Origin of the sequence: Microbacterium sp. PRF11 (genome assembly GCF_031844085.1) — a bacterium.
Taxonomy (GTDB): domain Bacteria; phylum Actinomycetota; class Actinomycetes; order Actinomycetales; family Microbacteriaceae; genus Microbacterium.
In genome coordinates this window covers 413273-431079 of the sequence record NZ_JAUZUP010000002.1, presented here as the reverse complement: position 1 = coordinate 431079, position 17807 = coordinate 413273, and the positions used below count along the sequence as shown (strand labels likewise).

The window sequence follows — 17807 nt, the reverse complement described above, 5'->3', positions numbered from 1 at the left end:
GCCCGAGCCGAAGCCCGGGCGCCGCGTGCGTGTCGGCGAGGATCAGCGTCGCACGACGAGGGTGGCGCTCCCCTCGGAGCCCTCCACCGTGGTGCTTCCGCCGTACACCGCCTTCACCCGCTGCGAGCCGCGCTGCTGCGGATCGAGCGTGACCGTGGCCGTGCCGTTCTGCAGGGTCGCGGTGTAGTCCTTGCCGCCGACGGTCACCGTGACCTCGCCCTGCGCGGCGGGACCGTACGTCGGGCGCACCGTGACGGTGGCCGTGAACGTGTCGGTGCTCGTCCCGGTCCGGGGCGTCACCGCGACCGTCGTGCGCGAGGCGGTGACGACCGCGACCCCGGCGCTGTCGGCGGTGCCCGTGAGCCCCGTCGCCGCGTCGGTGGCGGTGACCCGCACGCTCAGCACGCGACCGACGTCGTCGCGCTGGATGCGGTAGGTGGATGCCGTGGCCCCGGGAATCGGCTCCCCGTCGCGCAGCCACTGGGTGGCCGTGGTCACGTCAGCCGGGTCCCACGTGCCGGTCGTCGCCGTGAGGAGGCGGCCGATCTTCGCGGTGCCCGACACCGTCGGGGCCTCCACGGAGACGGGAGCCGCCTCGCCCGAGTCGACCGTGAGCACCGTCTGCACGTCGGAGTCGCCGTAGCGGACCACTCCGAGGTAGCGCGTCTGGGCCGCGAGACCCTGCCACGACAGCTCGTACGAGGTCGCCACGCCCTGCTCCACGGGGAGCGGGTTCGGTGTCGCGGTGAGCGAACCGTCGCCGCCGGGTGCGACGTTGGCGTACGTCATGTCCCACGTGAAGGGACCGGTGAACGAGTAGAGGTTCGCCTCGATGAGGTACGTGCCCGGGGTGGGGTCCGACAGCGTCACCCGCTCGTCGGCCGAGGCCGTCGCGGAGGTGAACCGCTCGTAGTACCGCAGGTCGTCGGGGCTGACTACGCGCGACACGAACAGGTCGAGATCGCTGCCGATGTCGTCCGAGGAGTTCAGGTCGAAGCGCGAGAGCGTCGTCCCCTCGGGCACCTCGACCGTCCACCGGACGTACCCGTCGGCGTCACCGGAGTCCTGATCGCCGGTGTGACCCTCGACGGGGTTGTCGGCGTCGGTCAGCAGCGTCTGCGCCGCGAGCCCCGACAGCGTCAGCGGCAGTTCGCCCCCGACACCGGGCAGGATCTCCACGGTCGTCGATCCCGACAGACCCGTGCCCGACACCTCGGCCGGAGCCTCGGCCGTGGCGGGACGGATCGCGATCGGCGAGCGCACCTGCGTCGAACCGTTCGCCCACGTGAGGAAACCGCTCGTCCACTGCTCGGCGGCGGCGTCGGTCCGGGCGAAGGTGACGGTGAACGTCTTCTGCTCGCCGGCCGCGCCGAACTCGAGCGTCGACGGCTCGACCGTGGCATCCACTCCGGGGACGTCGACGGATGCCGTGAACGTGCCCGCCTGCGTGGCGGTGACCGTGCGGGTCACGGTCTGCGGCTTGGCCAGCGAACCGATCGAGATGGAGGCGAGGTTCAGATCGCTTCCATCGATGGGGGCGACGCCGAAGTCGGCGAGGCCCTTGCCCTGCAGGAACGCCGCCCAGTCGGCGGGGCCGTTCAGGTACAGCAGACCCGGGTCGAAGTACTTCGTCGGGTCGACGTGACCGGCGCCCTGCGCGAACGGGTCCTGAGCGGGATCACCCTCGGCGTCGACGGTGTCGTAGGCGGTCGTCATCATCGCCGACTTCACCTCGGCCGGCGTCGCGAGCGGCCGCTCACCGAGGTACAGCGCGGCCAGACCCGCGATGTGCGGCGACGACATCGACGTGCCCGAGAGGAACTCGAACGTCGGGTCGGCACCGGGGGCGTTGGCGGCGGCGGCGAGGATCGCCACGCCTGGCGCCGAGATGTCGGGCTTGAGGATGTCGCTACCGTCGGCGAGCATCGGTCCGCGGCTCGAGAAGCCCGCCACCTGCGGCGTCGGGGTCTCGACGCCCGTGACGTTCTCGCCCACGAGGGTCGCGGTGGCATCCGCCGTTCCGCGGACGTAGGCGAGCAGGGCGTCGCGGTAGCGCGCGTCGATGTGCACGGTCGGCACGGAGTGGAAGTCGTTGTCGACCGAGGCGGGCGTGACGTTGACGAGGATCATGCCCACGCCCCCGGCGTCCTTCACGGCCTGCGACTTCTCGATGCGGGCGTTCTGCCCGCGGTCGCAGACGACGATCTTGCCCGCGGCCTTGGCCGCGTCGAGCGAGCCGATGAGGCACAGCGCCGCGTTGGCGGGATCGGTTCCGGATGCCGCGATGTCACCCGCGTAGACGACGGGCGCGGTGACCTCCTGGCCGGCTGGCACCGACACCGACGCACCGGCGGCCTCGAAGCCGTCGGGCAGCTTCACGGTGCCCTCGTACGTGGGGATCGTGGAGGCGGCGACCGTGGTGTACCAGGGCGAGGCGTGGTCGGCGGTCGAGGCGCCGGGGCCGGAGTTGCCGGCCGAGACCGAGACGAAGACACCGGCCGCGGCCGCGTTGAAGAACGCCTGGTCCTCGAGGGCGAGGGTCGAGGTGGCCGCGCCGCCGCCGATCGAGTAGTTGATGACGTCGACGCCGTCGGACACGGCGCCGTTGATGGCACTCAGCAGGTCGCTCAGGGCGCAGACGTCGTCGGTGGTCACGAGCGGGTCGGGGCCGGCCCAGCACGCCTTGTAGGCGGCGACCTTCGCGGCCGGCGCGACACCCGAGATGGCGCCGAAGTCGACGCCCTCGACGCTGGCGTCGACGCCGTTGTTGCCGGCGGCCGTGCTGGCGGTGTGCGAGCCGTGTGCGTCGCCGTCGCGCGGGGAGACGTAGTCAGCCTCGAACGTGAAGCCGGTGGCCGCGGCACCCTGGTCGAAGTAGCGGGCGCCGACGAGCTTGGTCGAGTAGTCCGACAGCGACCAGCCGTTGCCCTCGGCCACACGGGTGGAGCGGAAGTCGGTGCCGTCGCCCTTGCGGAAGACGACGTCGTTGCCGTCGAGGTAGGGCGCAGCTCCCGGGGTGGTGCCCAGCGGGTCGCCCGCGAACGCCGGGTTCTCGGGGGCGATGCCGGTGTCGATCACGCCGACGACGACGCCCTCGCCCGCGGCGTCGATCCCGCCGACGCGCTGCCACACGCCGTTGTCTCCCTCGAGACCGAGGAACTGGGTCGACGGAACGGCGTGGGGGTGGCGGATCTCGTCGGGGACGACCTTCTGCACACCCTTCGTCGCGGCAAGCTTGGCGGCCTGGTTCGGGTCCATGGTCGCGCTGAAGCCGTTGACGGCGATCGTGTACGTCGCGTCGGGGCGCACGCCCGCCTCCTCGGCGACGTTCTGCTGCCGCTCCTCGAGGAAGGCCGAATACTCGCGCGCCTGCGGGGAGTCGGTGTCGAGACGCGCGTCGTCGGACTTCGTGGCGTCCAGACCGGGCTCGCCGCCCGCATAGGTGGCGACGGGCGCCTCGTCGAGGACGACGATGTACCGCCCGGTGGCGGACTCGATGGGTGTGGGAGGCGTCACCCCCTCGCCCACGTCGGCAGCCTGAACGGCTGTGGCTCCGGCAACGGTGAACAGTCCGGCCAGGGAAATGGCCGCGACCGAACGCAGGGTTCGACCCATCGTGCGCTCCAAACGGGGGGATGATTTGAGCGATCTGCGCGACATCGGCGGCGCGCGTTGCACAAACATAGCTCAGGGCAGATTCATCACCAACACTCAATCTGGACGGAGTCCACGTCCCGCCCCGCCGTTGCGCGGGGGAAAGGGCGCACGAGGGCACCGTCCTGACCCGCCCCGGCGCGGGAGGGACGAGCGGATGTCGTGCGCCGCGTCGTCGCGCCTCGGCGCGGGGGAAAGCGCGGACGAGGGCACCGTCCTGACCCGCCCCGGGACGGGGGGGGAACGCGGCGTCAGTAGGTGGGCGCCGCCGGGAGCCCGAAGAACTCCTCGAGGGTCGAGTACCCGCCCTCATGGTAGGCGCGGGCCAGTTCCGGGCCTATGTAGCGCAGGTGCCACGCCTCGGGTTCGTACCCGCTGACGCTCTCGCGCCCCTCGGCATAACGGGTGATGAAGCCGTACTCCCACGCGTGCTCCCGCACCCACGCCCCCTGACGGGAGCCGGCGACGTCGTCGAGGGTGGCGCACGAGCCGTCGCACGGCACGATGTCGACCGCGAGTCCGGTCTGGTGCTCGCTGTACCCGGCCCGCGCGCTCTCGCGATCGGCCTCGTCGACGCCGCCGATCGCGACGCGCCCGGCGTAGGTCGATTGCTGCGTCGAGAACGAGCGGAACGCGCTGAGGTAGCCGATCTCTCCCGCGCCCGCGTCGGCGGCGGCGCGCACCATCGTCGTGAGGGCGCCGGCGGCGGCCTGTCGGAGCGCGGACTGCTCCAGGGCACGGACGGCGTCGGGCATGACGAGGTCGCCGGCACGATAGTCGATCGGGTCGAGAGGCCGCTGCTTGTTGACCACGACCCACTGACGGTCGGGGTCGGACAGCGACACGCAGGGCGCGATCCCGGATGCCACCGCCTCGCGGAAAGCGCTCCCCCCACCGGCGGCGGCGATCGCCGCACCGTCATCGCCCGCGGAGAGCGCGGCGGTGAATGTCGGGTCGTCGCATGGCGTCGCCGTCGCCGCCACCGCGGCGAGCTGCGGTACCGGCAGACCCGCGTCGGGAACGGCCGGGGGGCCGGCGACGGTCGCGACGGCCTCTTCGGCGACGGCGGAGGTCGCCGCTTCACCGCCGGCACCCGAGGCCGCCGCCCCGATCGCGACGCCGCCCGCAACGATGACGAGAGCCGCGGCCACCACCGCGCCGAGGCGGCGACGACGGAAGGTCGGGTTCGAGGCGGTATCGGCGAGGGCGGTGCGGATGCTTCGCGTCGAGGGGGCCGACGCCGCTCTGAGCGCGCGTCGGGTGGGCGGGGCGGGGGTGCTCTGCTCCGTCACCGGCGTCTGCGGGAGGGTGAGCGCCGCGGTCGCGAGCCGCTCCGCTTCCGCGCGCGCGGCGCGGCGGGGGGAGAGCTCGGGATCGGGTATCACTCGACCCATTCTCGCCCGCGGCCCGACGCGGGTCGACCCCCGGCGCGCGGGTCGGGCCGAGCGGATGTCTCCGGCACGCGGCCGCGGCTGCCCGCATCGCTGCGATGATCGACTCGAGGCCGGCACGCCTTGATGTTTCATAGAACATGTGTTCGACTGTAGCCATGAGATGGCAGGGTCAGCAGCTGGGTGTGGACAACCCTGACGCCCTGCCCGGCCTCGAACAGATGGACGGCCTGGTTCGATCGGTCACGACGCCCGAATTCGCCGGCATGACGTTCCACGAAGTGCTGTGCAAGAGCGCTCTCAACCGCGTTCCCGGCGCCTCCGCCATGCCGTTCGACTGGACGGTGAACCCATACCGTGGCTGCAGTCATGCGTGTTCTTACTGCCTGTCACCCGACACTCTCATCCTGAGGGCCGATGGTCGACAGGTCCCCCTTTCGGAGATCCGCATCGGCGACGAGATCATCGGCACTGAAAGGGGCGCGACCTACCGCCACTACGTGCGAACCACGGTGCAGGCCAAGTGGTCGACCCGCAAGCGACTGCATCGTGTAACGCTCGCCGATGGCACCGAGATCGAGGCGAGCGGTGACCACCGTTTCTTGACGGAACGCGGGTGGAAGCACGTGACCGACTCCCCGGTTGCGGGGGAGCGACGCCCACATCTGACGACGTCTAATCGTCTCCAAGGATTCGGCACGGGCCCTCGATCCGTCGACGCGAGCGCGAGCCCCGACTGGCGGCGCGGGTACCTGACGGGGATGATCCGTGGCGACGGCATGATCCTGCACAAGATCTACGATGACGGCATCCGCGTCCGTGAGGTTCACCGATTCCGTCTCGCTCTCATCGACCACGAGGCTCTCGAGCTTTCGCGAAACTTGCTGGAAGGGATCGGCGTGCCAACCCTGGTTCGCCCCTTCGCCGTCCCCGCGGGTCGGCGTCCGATGACCGCCATCCACACGGCCCGACGCGCCGACATCGCACGGCTCGAGCAGCACATCGCGGCGCCGGATGACCGATCACGCGAATGGTTCGCGGGCTTCCTCGGGGGCATCTTCGACGCCGAAGGCTCCTGCTCGCGGGGTGTGCTCCGCATCGCCAACGCGAACGAAGAGTTGCTTTCGCTGACGGAACAAGCTTTCGCCGCCCTCGGTTTCCACGCCGTCCGCGAGCCGGTGAAATTGAACGGAGTGGCGTCGATCCGTTTGCGCGGTGGATTGTCCGCGCGGCAACGGTTCTTCGACATCGCTCGTCCGGCCATCACGCGAAAGCTCACCGTGACAGGCGCCGCCGTCAAAACGAGCGCCGATCTCCGAGTCGTCGCGATCGATGACGTCGGTCACGAGATCGACATGATCGACATCACGACGGGAACCGGGGACTTCATCGCGAACGGGGTCGTCAGCCACAACTGCTTCGCCCGGAAGACCCACGAGTACCTCGACCTCGATTACGGGGCCGACTTCGATTCGCAGATCGTCGTCAAGGTCAACGTCGCCGAGGTGCTGCGGACCGAATTGCGCCGTGGCTCGTGGGCGCGCGAACCGGTCATGCTCGGCACCAACACCGACCCGTACCAGCGGGCGGAAGGCCGCTATCGACTCATGCCCGACATCGTCGGCGCGCTCACCGATACCGGAACGCCGTTCTCGATCCTCACGAAGGGCACTCTGCTGCGGCGGGATCTGCCGCTGCTGACCGAGGCGGCCGCACAGGTCAAGGTGACGCTGGCGATGTCGATCGCGGTGTTCGACGACGCTCTGCAGCACTCCATCGAGCCCGGCACCCCGAGCGCCGAAGCACGACTCGAGACCGTCCGCGCCGCGACCGCCGCGGGCTTCCGCGTCACGGTGTTCCTCATGCCGATCCTGCCGCACCTCACCGACTCGATTCCAGTGCTCGACGACGCCCTCGGCCGCATCCGCGCGGCGGGCGCCGCGCGAGTGGTCTACGGCGCGCTGCACCTGCGCCCCGGCGCGAAGCAGTGGTTCTTGCAGTGGCTGGAGCGCGAGCACCCGCATCTCCTGTCGTCGTACCGCGGGCTGTACCCCGGCGTCTCGACTCAGGCGCCCAAGGCGTATCGCGCCTGGCTCGGCAAGCGCATGCGGCCGCTGCTGCGCATGCACCGCCTCGACGGGTGGGACGAAGACGACCACCCCCGCGGCCGCCCCCAGCCCGGGCTGGCGGCGCGGACACCGCCGACGAGCAGCCTCGGACCGGTCCGCGGCACCGGCGGCGCGGCACCAGCCCGCCCCCGCGTGGCCCCGGCAAGCGAGCCGACGCTGTTCTGAGGCTCGAGCGATGACAACGGCCCGATCCTCTGCACGTGAAAGGCCCCCGCCCGCGATATCGCGGGCGGGGGCCTTGTGGGGCCGGGGTTACGCGTCGACGTTCGCGAGCTGACGGCCCGAGATCTCCTCGAGCACGTCGTCGCCGAGCTGGGTGTCCTCGAACGGCGCCTCGATCTCGGCACGGTCGAGCAGCTCGGTCATGCGACGGCGACGCTGACGGGTGATCAGCGTGACGACCGTGCCGCTGCGGCCGGCGCGGCCCGTGCGACCCGAACGGTGCAGGTACGTCTTGTACTCGTCGGGGGCGTCGGCCTGGATGACGAGGTCGATGTCGTCGACGTGGATGCCGCGAGCGGCGACATCGGTGGCGACGAGCACGTTCACGCGGCCCGAGGTGAGCTTCTCAAGGTTGCGGGTGCGCTTCTGCTGGTTGAGATCACCGTGCAGGGCGACCGCGGCGATGCCGGCGTCGTCGAACTGCTCGGCGAGCATCTCGGCGTAGGCGCGGGTGCGGGCGAACACGAGCGTCTTGCCCTCGCGGTCGACGAGCGAGTCGAGGATCTGCGCCTTGTCGCGGTGCTCGATCACCAGGACGCGGTGCTCGATGGTGCTGGAGTCCTGGTCCTCGCCGGCGACCTCGTAGACGGCCGGGTCGACGAGGAACTCGTCGACCAGCGCCGCCACCTCGCGGTCGAGCGTGGCCGAGAAGAGGAGCTTCTGGCTGCCCTCGGCGGTGGCGCGCAGGATGCGCTGCACCGGCTCGAGGAATCCGAGCTCGCACATGTGGTCGGCTTCGTCGAGGACGGCGACCTGCACATCGGACAGGTCGAGCTTGCCCTGGTTGAGGAGGTCCTCGATGCGGCCGGGGGTGCCGATGACGATGTCTACGCCCTTCTTCAACGCGCCCACCTGGCGGGCCTGCGGCACGCCGCCGTAGACCTGGGTGGTGAACAGGCCGACGCTGCGGGCGATGACCTGGACGGTGCGGTCGATCTGCAGAGCGAGCTCACGGGTGGGAGCCAGGATCAGCGCCTTGGGGGCGCGACCGAACTCGCGCCGCTTGCCGGCCTGGGCGCGCAGGATGCTCTCGACGAGCGGAGCGCCGAAGGCGATGGTCTTGCCCGAGCCAGTGCGGCCACGGGCGAGGACGTCGCGACCCTCGAGGATCGGTGCGACGGTCGCCGCCTGGATCGGGAAGGGCTTCTCGGCGCCGAGACCGGCGAGGGCGCGAACGATGTTTTCGCCCAGACCCAGCTCGGCGAAGCCGGCGCCGGTTACGGTCGCGGCATCGACCGCCTCGGCCTGAAGACGCTCGTGGACGACGTCGACGCGCTGCTCGTGCTCGGCGGAGCGCTGGGGAGCCCCGTTCCAATCGCTGCGGCTCGGGCCGTCGTTGCGGCGCGGGCGGTCGTCTCGGTCGAACGAGCGAGCCGGACGGTCCTCGAACGACCGACGCGGACGATCGTCACGGTCGAACGAACGCGCCGGACGGTCCTCGAACGACCGACGCGGACGCTCGTCACGATCGAACGAACGCGCCGGACGGTCCTCGAACGACCGACGCGGACGCTCGTCACGATCGAACGAACGCGCGGGGCGATCGGTGCGATCGAACGAACGGGCGGGACGGTCGTTCCGCTCGAACGAACGGGCGGGACGCTGCCCGGCGTCACGGCGGGGGCGCTCGTCGCGATCGAACGAACGGGCCGGACGCTCGCTACGGTCGAACGACCGCGCGGGGCGGTCCTCGAACGACCGACGCGGACGCTCGTCACGATCGAACGAACGCGCGGGGCGATCGTTCCGCTCGAACGAACGGGCGGGACGGTCCCCGGCGTCGCGGCGGGGACGCTCGTCGCGATCGAACGACCGCGCGGGACGGTCCTCGAACGACCGACGCGGACGATCGTCACGATCGAACGAACGGGCGGGACGATCGGTCCGGTCGAAGGAACGAGCCGGACGCTCCCCGAAGGAACGGGCCGGACGGTCGTCGCGACGGCCGGCGCTGGCATCCCGATCCGAACGGCCGAAGCGGTCGTCGCGCGCCGAGGTGCGGATGCTGCGGGCCTCGTCGCGACCGGCGCGGTCCGACGCGCTCCAGCGGCGCTTGTCGGGCGCGGCCTCGGTCTCGGGGCGGTAGCCGCGGTGGTTCGGGCTTTTGCTGCCGGGCTTGGCGGGCGCCTCGGCGCCGGGGCGGCGCTTGCGGTCCTGGAACGAGGTCTTGGCGCCGTAGCGGGGCTCGAAGTTCTTGGCGGCGCGGCCGCCGGCGGGCTTCTTGTTCTTGGGCATGGGGGACTTCCTGGGTTCTGTTCGCGCGAAACAGCGGCGCCGATCGAAGCGGCGCGAAACCCGGACTGTCGTCGGCCGGGGGCCATTCACTGATGATGGTCGAGGCCGCGATCGCGTCCTGTCCATCGGCCCCTTGGACTCACAAACCCATCCGCGCATCACACGCGGTGTCCAGAGCCGACCGCCCCACGTTACAGGGCACGCCTGGGAATGGCATCCATGTCCCCATCCGTGCGACTCCACCGCCGCCGAATCGCACGAAGTGGGACACCCCCCACCCCCACGCCCACACACCCACACCCGTGTCCCACACAGAGCAGGTTCGACGCAGCAGAGCAGCACGAAGTGGGACATGCACAGTCCGACCCCGGCAGGCGCCCCTCGCGCGCGCCACGCGGGCACGCGCGAGGACGGAAGATAGACGCATGGCAGACACCGACGCCCACCCCATCACGGTGGCGATCGAGCGGCGCATCGACCCGACGCGCACCGCCGAAGCGACCTCCTGGATGCAGGCCGGCACCGACCTCGCGACCGCCTTCCCGGGCTTCCTCGGCTCGGGGTGGGTGCGCGCGGGCGAGGAGAGCGATCTCTGGTACATGCTGTACCGCTTCCGCGACATGACCACGCTCGAGGGTTGGGAGACCTCGTCGCAGCGGCAGTGGTGGCTGGACTCGGGCCGCCCGTTCGCCCGCGAGGAGCGCGTCGAGCGGCGCACCGGCATCGAGGGATGGTTCGACGCGGCATTCGGTTCCGTCGTCGAGCGAGCGGGTGCCACCACCTCGCCGATCCAGCAGCCCGTGCCGCCCGCGCCGCCGCGGTGGAAGCAGGCCGTGACGATCTGGGTCGGCTTCTTCCCGACGAACCTGCTCGCGTCGTGGCTGCTGGGCTTCCTCCCCGGCTTCGCCGAGGTGCCCCTGGTGCTGCGGGTGCTGGCGACGACGCTCCTGCTCACCCCCGTCATGACCTACGCGGTGCTCCCGTGGGTCACCCGCCTGCTGCGCCCGTGGCTGCAGCGTCCGCCCCGTTCCCGAAAGGCCTCGTCATGACCGCCGATCTCACCGGTCAGCGCTTCCACCTGCGCGGACCCCGCTCCTCCGCCGAGATCGCCCAGGTGGGCGCAGCGCTGCGCGCTCTCACCGTCGACGGCGTCGACCTCGTGCCGCGTTACCCCGACGACGTGCCGACTCCCGCGGCATCCGGGGTCGTGCTCGTGCCGTGGCCGAACCGCATCCGCGACGGGAAGTACACCTTCGACGGCGAAGACCTGCAATTGGCGATCAGCGAGCCGAAGTTCGGCAACGCCAGCCACGGGCTCCTGCGCTTCGGCAGCTACCAGCCGGTCGAGCACACCGACGACCGGCTGGTGCTGGGCGCGGACGTCGTGCCGCAGACGGGGTACCCGTTCCACCTGCGCACCCGTGTGGAGTTCGCCCTCGAGGACGACGGCCTGCACGTGACCCATCGCATCGAGAACGTCGGCGCGAAGGCGGCCCCGCTCGCCCTCGGCGTCCACCCGTACCTGCAGATCGGCGGGGTGCCGACCGAGGATCTCGTCCTGCATTCGACGGGCACGAGCACCCTGGTGCTCGACGAGCGCAATATCCCGGTGGACGAGGTGCCGGTCGACGGTCGCACCGACCTGCGCGGGGGCGTGCGCCTCGGCGCCGCGGCACTCGACAACGGCTACCGAGGGCTGGAGCGGGATGCCGACGGCCGTGCGCGGCACACGCTCACCGCCCCCGATGGCCGGCGCCTGACGCTGTGGCAGGACGAGGGGTTCCGCTGGGCGCAGGTGTTCACCACCGACCGTTATCCGGGTCAGCAGCTGGCCGTGGCGATCGAACCGATGACGGCTCCGGCGAACGCGTTTGCGACGGGGACCGACCTCGACGTGCTCGAACCGGGGGTCGGGATGTCTCGGGAATGGGGACTGCACTTCGACTGAACCGGGGTCGCTTGTCCCCCATTTGGGGGACAAGCGAATGGGCGTATGACCTGGGGAAAGCCGAGGCAATCCCTTTCCTTTCGCTCGGCCACGGAGGGTACCATGTGCGCTGACGGTTTCCGTCGAGGCCGGGGGTGGCGAGGACCACGGCTCCTCCGGTCGATACCCGAATGAGCCGACGGGGGCCGAGGGTCCCGCTCTGTGGGGGGAGTCTCGTTCCGTCACGAGGAAAGATCCCCCACTATGAGCACCGCGCTCCGCTCCGCCGCCCCCTTCTCCGTCTCGGCGCCCCGACCGTCCGCCCTCACCCGCCGCCTCGGTGCCGTGCCCTCGCTGCACGCGGGCGCCGCCGCTCTGGTGCTACTGGTGGGCGGGCTGCTGCTGTCGATTGCGACGACGAGCGACCCCCTGTGGTGGCAGCTGCACTTCAGCCAGCTCGGGATCTTCGGCGACTTCTCCAGCGCCGTCTTCAACTCCACGCTCAAGGTCAGCGGCCTGGTTGTGGTGTTCTTCGCGTTCTGCGTGCGCCGCGACGTGCGCGCGATGGGCCGCGGACCGGCGCGCCGCGGCTCGGCGACGCTGGCCGGCGTCTGCTACAGCATGGTCGGCGTCAACCTCGCGCTCGTCGGCTGCATCCCCCTCAACACCGACAAGGACCTCCACGACCGCGTCGCCGCGCTGATGGTGCTCGGCTTCCTCGCGCTCATCGTGTGCGCGCCGTTCGTGTTCCACCGGCTGGGCGTCAAGATGACCCTCTGCACGGTCGTGGCGATCGCCTGGCTCGTCGCCTCGATCGCGCTCTTCGTGACCGCCACGATCAACCTCGCCCTCTTCGAGACCATCTCGTGCTCGGCGATGTTCGCGTGGTCCGGCGTGTTCACCTGGACCCTGCGCGCGCGGGCCCTGCCGACCACGACGGATGCCGCGACCCCCGCCGCCCCCGCCCACGCGGTGCCCCGCCGCGCCCGCCGTCCGCTGCTCGCTCACCGCTCGAGCGCTGCCCGGCCGGTGAGCGCGCAGCGCCCGCTGAGCGCCCGCCCCTCCCGCACTCCCCTCGCCGCTGCCACCCACCCGTACGAGCTTTTTGCGGGTGCCCGGTCGGTGCGTCCCCGCATCGCCCCCGCATCCCGGACCGGCGAGGGCTCGAACATGTCGATCCGCTCGGGCGGCGGCATCCCCCCGACGGCCGGCGCACCGGTCCGCGCCTTCCGCGCGCCCGCGGCGACCACCGCTTCGGGACCCCGCGCACGCCGAGCCGAAGCGGCGCCGCCGATCGCGCGACCGGTCGCTCCGCCGCTCCTGCGCACCTCTGCCGGGCGGCGTGGCGCCGACGCCCCGTCGTGTCGCCCGCCGCGACGGCGGGGCGGGCTCGTCAGTGCTTCTCGCGCAGCTCGCGGCGGCTCAGCGGATGCCCGTCGTCGGTCGACGTCGGGACCGGGTCGGTCTGCCGCGCCGCCCGCTTCGCGCGACGGCGCTCGCTCGCCCCTTCGATGAGGTTGTAGAGCGTCGGCAGCACCAGCAGGGTCAGGAACGTCGACGACACGAGACCGCCGATCACCACGACCGCGAGCGGCTGCGAGATGAACCCGCCGTGACCGGTGATGCCCAGGGCCATCGGCACGAGCGCGAAGATCGCGGCGAGCGCCGTCATGAGGATGGGCCGCAGACGCCGCGCCCCGCCGACGATCGTGGCGTCGTGCACGCTGAGCCCCCGCGCGCGGTACTGATTGACGAGGTCGATCAGCACGATCGCGTTCGTCACCACGATGCCCACGAGCATCAGCGCGCCGATCATGCCGGCGACGCCCAGCGGCACCCCCGTGATCAGGAGCATGAGGATCGCGCCGGTGGCGGCGAAGGGCACCGAGACGAGCAGCTCGAGCGGCTGACGCAGCGACTTGAAGGTCGCCACCATCACGACGTAGACGATGAGGATCGCCGCGAGAAGCGCCAACCCGAGCTGGCCGAACGCGTCCTGCTGGTCGGTGACCACGCCGCCGACCTCCGCGGTCGCCCCGTCGGGCAGCTGCACGTCGCGCAGCGCCTGGGTGACGGTGGCCGACGAGCTGCCGAGGTCGTCGGAGGTGGGGGTGACGGTGATGGAAGCCGTGCGCAGGCCGCGCGACGTCGTGATCGACGGCGGCGTCTGGCTCTGCTCGACCGTGGCGATCTCGTCGAGGCGGACGGCGCCGCTCGCGGTCGGGATCTCCAGCGCGCGGAGGTCGTCGATCGTGGCCGGCGGATTGGCGGTCGCGAGGTACACGGTCACGCCGCGTCCGTCGAGCTCGACGGTCCCTGCCTGGCGCGGCTGCTGCGCGCCGGAGACGAGCGCACCGACCGCACGCTCCGAAAGGCCGCGCTCGGCGGCGGCGTCGCGGTCGACGCGCACCGAGACGAAGGGGAGGGATGCCGAGAGGCTGCTGGTGACCTGCCCGACGCCGTCGCGTCCCTCGAGGCCCGCGACGACCGCATCGCTCGCCTGCTGCAGGGCCTGGGAGTCGGGAGCGGTGACGTCGACGGTGATGTCGGTGGAGCCGAAGCCTCCGCCGGAGGCGGCCACCTCGATCTCGCCGGCATCCGTCAGCCCCTCCAGTTGCGTGCGCACGCGCTCGCGGAGGTCGACCTGGTCGGTGCCGGAGTCGGAGGTGATCGAGTACGTGATCCCGGTGCCGCCGCCCGAGAAGGCGTCGCGCAGGGCGGAGCCGCTCGAGCCGATCGAGGTCTGCACGGTCTGCACGCCCGGGGTGCTCAACAGCACCTCCTCGACCTTCTGGGCGGCGGCATCCTCGGCGTCGAGGCTGGGCGCCGCACCGATCTTCTGGGTCACGGTGAACGTGTTCTGCCCGGAGTCGCCGAGGAAGTCCGTCTTCAGCAGCGGCACCGAGGCGAGCGTCCCGCCGAGCACGAGCACCGCGAGGGTCAGCGTGACCCAGGAGTGCTTCAGCGTCCAACTGAGGATGGGGACGTACGCCTTCTGCAGACGTGAGGGGGGCGCGTCCGGCGCCTCGGGGTCGACCGGTTCGCCCGCGGCATCCCGCACGACCTTCCCGGGCTTGAGGAACCACGACGCCAGGACCGGCACGATCGTCAGCGACACCAGGAGCGAGGCGGCCATAGCGATGGTCACGGTGAGCGAGAACGGGCGGAACAGCTCCCCGGTGACGTCGCCGACGAAGGCGATCGGCAGGAACACCGCGACCGAGGTGATCGTGGATGCCGTGATCGCGGCCGCGACCTCGCGCACCGCCCGGACGATAGTGGGGATCTTGTCGGCGTCGCCCACGTAGTGCCGTTTGATGTTCTCGATCACCACGATCGAGTCGTCGACGACGCGGCCGATCGCGATCGTCAGCGCGCCCAGCGTGAGGATGTTGAGCGAGTACCCGAAGGCCTGCAGCCCGACGAAGGTGATGAGCACGCTCGTCGGGATCGAGATGGCGGTGACGAGCGTCGAGCGCACCGACAGCAGGAAGACGAGGATGACGATCACGGCGAAGACGAGCCCGAGCAGGCCCTCCTGCGCGAGCGCTTCGATCGACTGCTGCACGAACGGCGCCTGATCGAACACGACCGTGAAGGTGGCGCCCTGGCCGAGGTCGGATTCGAGCGTCGGGAGCGCGGCGAGCACGCCGCGCGAGACGTCGACGGTGTTGGCGGCGGGGAGCTTCGTGACGGCGATGGTGAGCGCCGGCTCGCCGTTCACGCGCGACAGCGTCGTCACGGGGTCGCTCTGCAGCTCGACGGAGGCGACGTCGGCGATGGTGGTGTTGCCGACCCGGGCCTGGGCGGCATCCGTCGGCACGAGCGGGAGGGCGGAGATCTCGTCGACGCTGGTGAGCTTGGCCCCCGTCTGCACGGTGAGGGTCTGATCGCCCTCGGTCAGCGAGCCGCCGGGGAACAGCACACCGTTCGCGTCAAGGGCGTCGGTGATCGCCTGCTGGCTGAAGCCGCGCTCGGCGAGCTTCGTCGAGTCGGGGGTGATGGTGACGCGCTGACCGGTGCCGCCGACCACCTGCGCGCCGTTGACGCCGTCGACGTCTTCGAGGTCGGGCACGACGCTGTTCTCGAGGATCGACTGCGTCGCCTGGGCATCGGCGAACCCCGTGACGGCGAGCTGGATGACGGGAAAGTCGTCGATGCTCGCCGAGGCGACGGTCGTGTCGGCCGAGTCGGGCAGCTGATCGTCAATGCGCGCGATCGCGGCGAGGATCTTCTGCTGGGCACCGGCGAGGTCGGTGCCGTAGGTGAACGACGCCGACACGATCGAGGAGTTCGTCGTGCTGGTCGCGGTCGTGGACTCCAGCCCCTCGACGCCGCGGATGGCGTTCTCGATGGGGGTCGACACGTCGGCCTCGACGACCTCGGGAGAGGCGCCCGGGTACGTCGTCACGACGGCGAGCTGCGGAAACTCGATCGACGGGATGAGCTCCTGCTTGAGGCTCGTCAGCGCGAGGCCGCCGAAGACCGCCGCGACGATCGTGACGAGCGCGATGAGCGCGCGGTTCTTCAGACTGAGGACGGCCAGGTACGACACGGGAGGACCCTCCGGGATCAGGGGGTGGATGCCGCGACGCGGCCGTTGGATACAAGTCTGTATCGAACGCCAGTATCCCATGCGCCCCGCCCGCGGAGTCCGGGCTGGCGCTCAGACCAGCGAACCCACAGTCAGCCCGAGGACGGCGGCGAGAACCGACCCGACGAACGACGCGACCGCGTAGGCGACGGCGGCGCGCGTGCGCCCCTCCTCGGCCAGCAGCACCGTCGTCACCGCCACCGCGCTGAAGGTCGTATAGCCGCCGAGCAGCCCCGTACCGAGGATCGCCCGCCACGCCTCGTCGGTCGGAAGGGCGCTCAGGATGCCGAGCGCGAGCGCCCCGGTGAGGTTGACGGCGAGGATCCCCCACGGGAAGCGCTCCCCGGTCCGGCGGCGCACGGCGACGTCGAGGAGGTACCGCAGCGCCGCGCCGACGCCGCCGGCGAGCGCCACGGCGAGGAAGAGCAGCGGCGTCACGCCGTCAATCTACTCGTCGCCGCGTCGGCGACTCACGCCTCGAGCGCCTCGATGCGACGACGCAGTTCGACGGCCTTCTCGGCGCCGATCTGAGCCTCGGCGAGCTTGAGCGCAGCGCTCGCGGTGAGCGTGCGGGCCACGAGGTAGGTGGGGCTCGCTTTGAGGTCGGGGATGACGTCGAGGATGATGCCCTCGGCATCGGGGTCGGTCATGAGCTTGCCGAGCTTGATCTTGGTGAGGTCGTAGCGAGCGGTCATCGGTCCTCCTTGAATGGGGCGCACCGTCGCGCCCTCGGTAGATTATTGCACATATGTCCCACTATGACTCACTCGTGCGGGGTCGCACGAGAAAGCCCCCACGAGCGCGTAGGCCGCGCGCGCCTCTGGCGTCCAGAACGCCCCCGCGTAGACGTGGAACCCCGCCCCGCCGGTCACCAGACGCGCCGACGCCCGCTCGGCACGCGCCCGTCGCGAGAAGGCGACGGCGTCGTCGAAGAAGATGTCACGACCACCCTGGAACACGAGGGTCGGCGGCAACCCGGCGAGCCCCATCCGCGCGGGATTCAACGCCGGGTCGTCCAGCCCCCGGTCACCCACCCATGCCTCCGCGCCCGCCCGCAGGCCGGGGACACGCAGTGAGGGGTCCCGCGACACCCGACGAGCGATCGCCGGGTTGGTGAGAGCGAGGTCGAGCCACGGCGAGAACAACACGAGTCCGTCGGGTCGACGCGCAGCGCGCAGTGAGAGGCCCACCGCCACAGCCCCTCCCGCCGAGTCTCCCGCCACGAGGAGGCGGGAAGTTCCCGCCCGCGCGGCGAGGCGTTCGTAGTGCGCGTCGATCACGGTGAGGGTGTCGTCGGCCCCGCGCTCGGGCGCGAGGGGGTAGCAGACCACGGTGATCGCGGCCCCGGTCGCCCGAGCAAGACGCTCGACGATCCACCAGTGCTCCGTGACGAGCGGATTCACGAGTCCCCCACCGGGCAGGTACATCAGCTCGAGCCCGGGGGTCCGCGTAGCCGGCTCGTAACGATAGACGGGCAGCCCGTCCTGCCGCGAGACGACCACACGGCCTGAGCGGCGCAGGCGCGCGGGCGGCTCGGCCGGGCGCCGGCCCGGGTCGAGCGTCTCGAGGTAGTCGTCACGGGTCAGTGCAAGGCGGATCGGCCGCGCGTTCACCCACATCGCCGCGGTCGTGAGCATCATCGACAGCGACACCGA

At 71.1% G+C, this 17807-nt stretch carries 10 protein-coding genes and 1 pseudogene; 4 read left to right on the top strand and 7 right to left on the bottom strand.

The genetic code is table 11. From position 1 onward, the window contains the following. Positions 1–42: 42 nt before the first annotated feature. The gene (locus Q9R20_RS07580) at positions 43–3615 is read right to left on the bottom strand and encodes a S8 family serine peptidase (protein WP_311248764.1); all 3573 of its coding nucleotides are present in this window, start codon (positions 3613–3615) and stop codon (positions 43–45) included. Between the two features lie 290 nt (positions 3616–3905). Further along, positions 3906–5039: a M15 family metallopeptidase gene (locus tag Q9R20_RS07575; protein WP_311248763.1), complete on the bottom strand. Its 1134-nt coding sequence runs from the start codon at positions 5037–5039 to the stop codon at positions 3906–3908. Between the two features lie 164 nt (positions 5040–5203). On the opposite strand from Q9R20_RS07575, the gene Q9R20_RS07570 reads away from it, so the two are divergent. Continuing rightward, entirely contained in the window at positions 5204–7339 is a 2136-nt protein-coding gene (locus Q9R20_RS07570; protein ID WP_311248762.1) for an intein-containing Rv2578c family radical SAM protein, read from the top strand. 87 nt (positions 7340–7426) lie between these two features. Here Q9R20_RS07570 and Q9R20_RS07565 read toward each other — a convergent pair whose 3' ends face one another. Then, complete coding sequence (locus Q9R20_RS07565) at positions 7427–9631, bottom strand: DEAD/DEAH box helicase (protein ID WP_311248761.1); 2205 nt, start codon at positions 9629–9631, stop codon at positions 7427–7429. 425 nt (positions 9632–10056) lie between these two features. On the opposite strand from Q9R20_RS07565, the gene Q9R20_RS07560 reads away from it, so the two are divergent. The 3 genes and pseudogenes from Q9R20_RS07560 to Q9R20_RS07550 all read left to right on the top strand — a co-directional run. Then, positions 10057–10680, top strand: coding sequence for an antibiotic biosynthesis monooxygenase (locus tag Q9R20_RS07560; RefSeq protein ID WP_311248760.1), 624 nt, complete (start codon positions 10057–10059; stop codon positions 10678–10680). Next, a complete protein-coding gene (locus Q9R20_RS07555) occupies positions 10677–11579 on the top strand; it encodes an aldose 1-epimerase family protein (RefSeq protein WP_311248759.1) in 903 nt (300 codons plus the stop codon). Before Q9R20_RS07560 ends, Q9R20_RS07555 begins: the two co-directional genes overlap by 4 nt. Before the next feature lie 243 nt (positions 11580–11822). After that, positions 11823–12452 (top strand): annotated as a pseudogene (locus tag Q9R20_RS07550) (DUF998 domain-containing protein); the annotation flags it as partial. 499 nt (positions 12453–12951) lie between these two features. Here the strand turns inward: Q9R20_RS07550 and Q9R20_RS07545 are convergent. The 4 genes from Q9R20_RS07545 to Q9R20_RS07530 all read right to left on the bottom strand — a co-directional run bounded on the left by Q9R20_RS07545 (position 12952) and on the right by Q9R20_RS07530 (position 17804). Beyond that, positions 12952–16113, bottom strand: a complete 3162-nt coding sequence (locus Q9R20_RS07545) for an efflux RND transporter permease subunit (RefSeq protein ID WP_311248758.1) — start codon at positions 16111–16113, stop codon at positions 12952–12954. 111 nt (positions 16114–16224) lie between these two features. After that, positions 16225–16590, bottom strand: coding sequence for a fluoride efflux transporter CrcB (gene crcB, locus Q9R20_RS07540; RefSeq protein WP_311248757.1), 366 nt, complete (start codon positions 16588–16590; stop codon positions 16225–16227). 32 nt (positions 16591–16622) lie between these two features. Beyond that, positions 16623–16847 carry a hypothetical protein gene (locus Q9R20_RS07535; protein ID WP_311248756.1) on the bottom strand — a complete coding sequence of 75 codons (225 nt, stop codon included), beginning with the start codon at positions 16845–16847 and terminating at the stop codon, positions 16623–16625. A 42-nt stretch (positions 16848–16889) separates the two neighbouring features. After that, a complete protein-coding gene (locus tag Q9R20_RS07530; protein WP_311248755.1) occupies positions 16890–17804 on the bottom strand; it encodes an alpha/beta hydrolase fold domain-containing protein in 915 nt (304 codons plus the stop codon). Positions 17805–17807 lie beyond the last annotated feature (3 nt).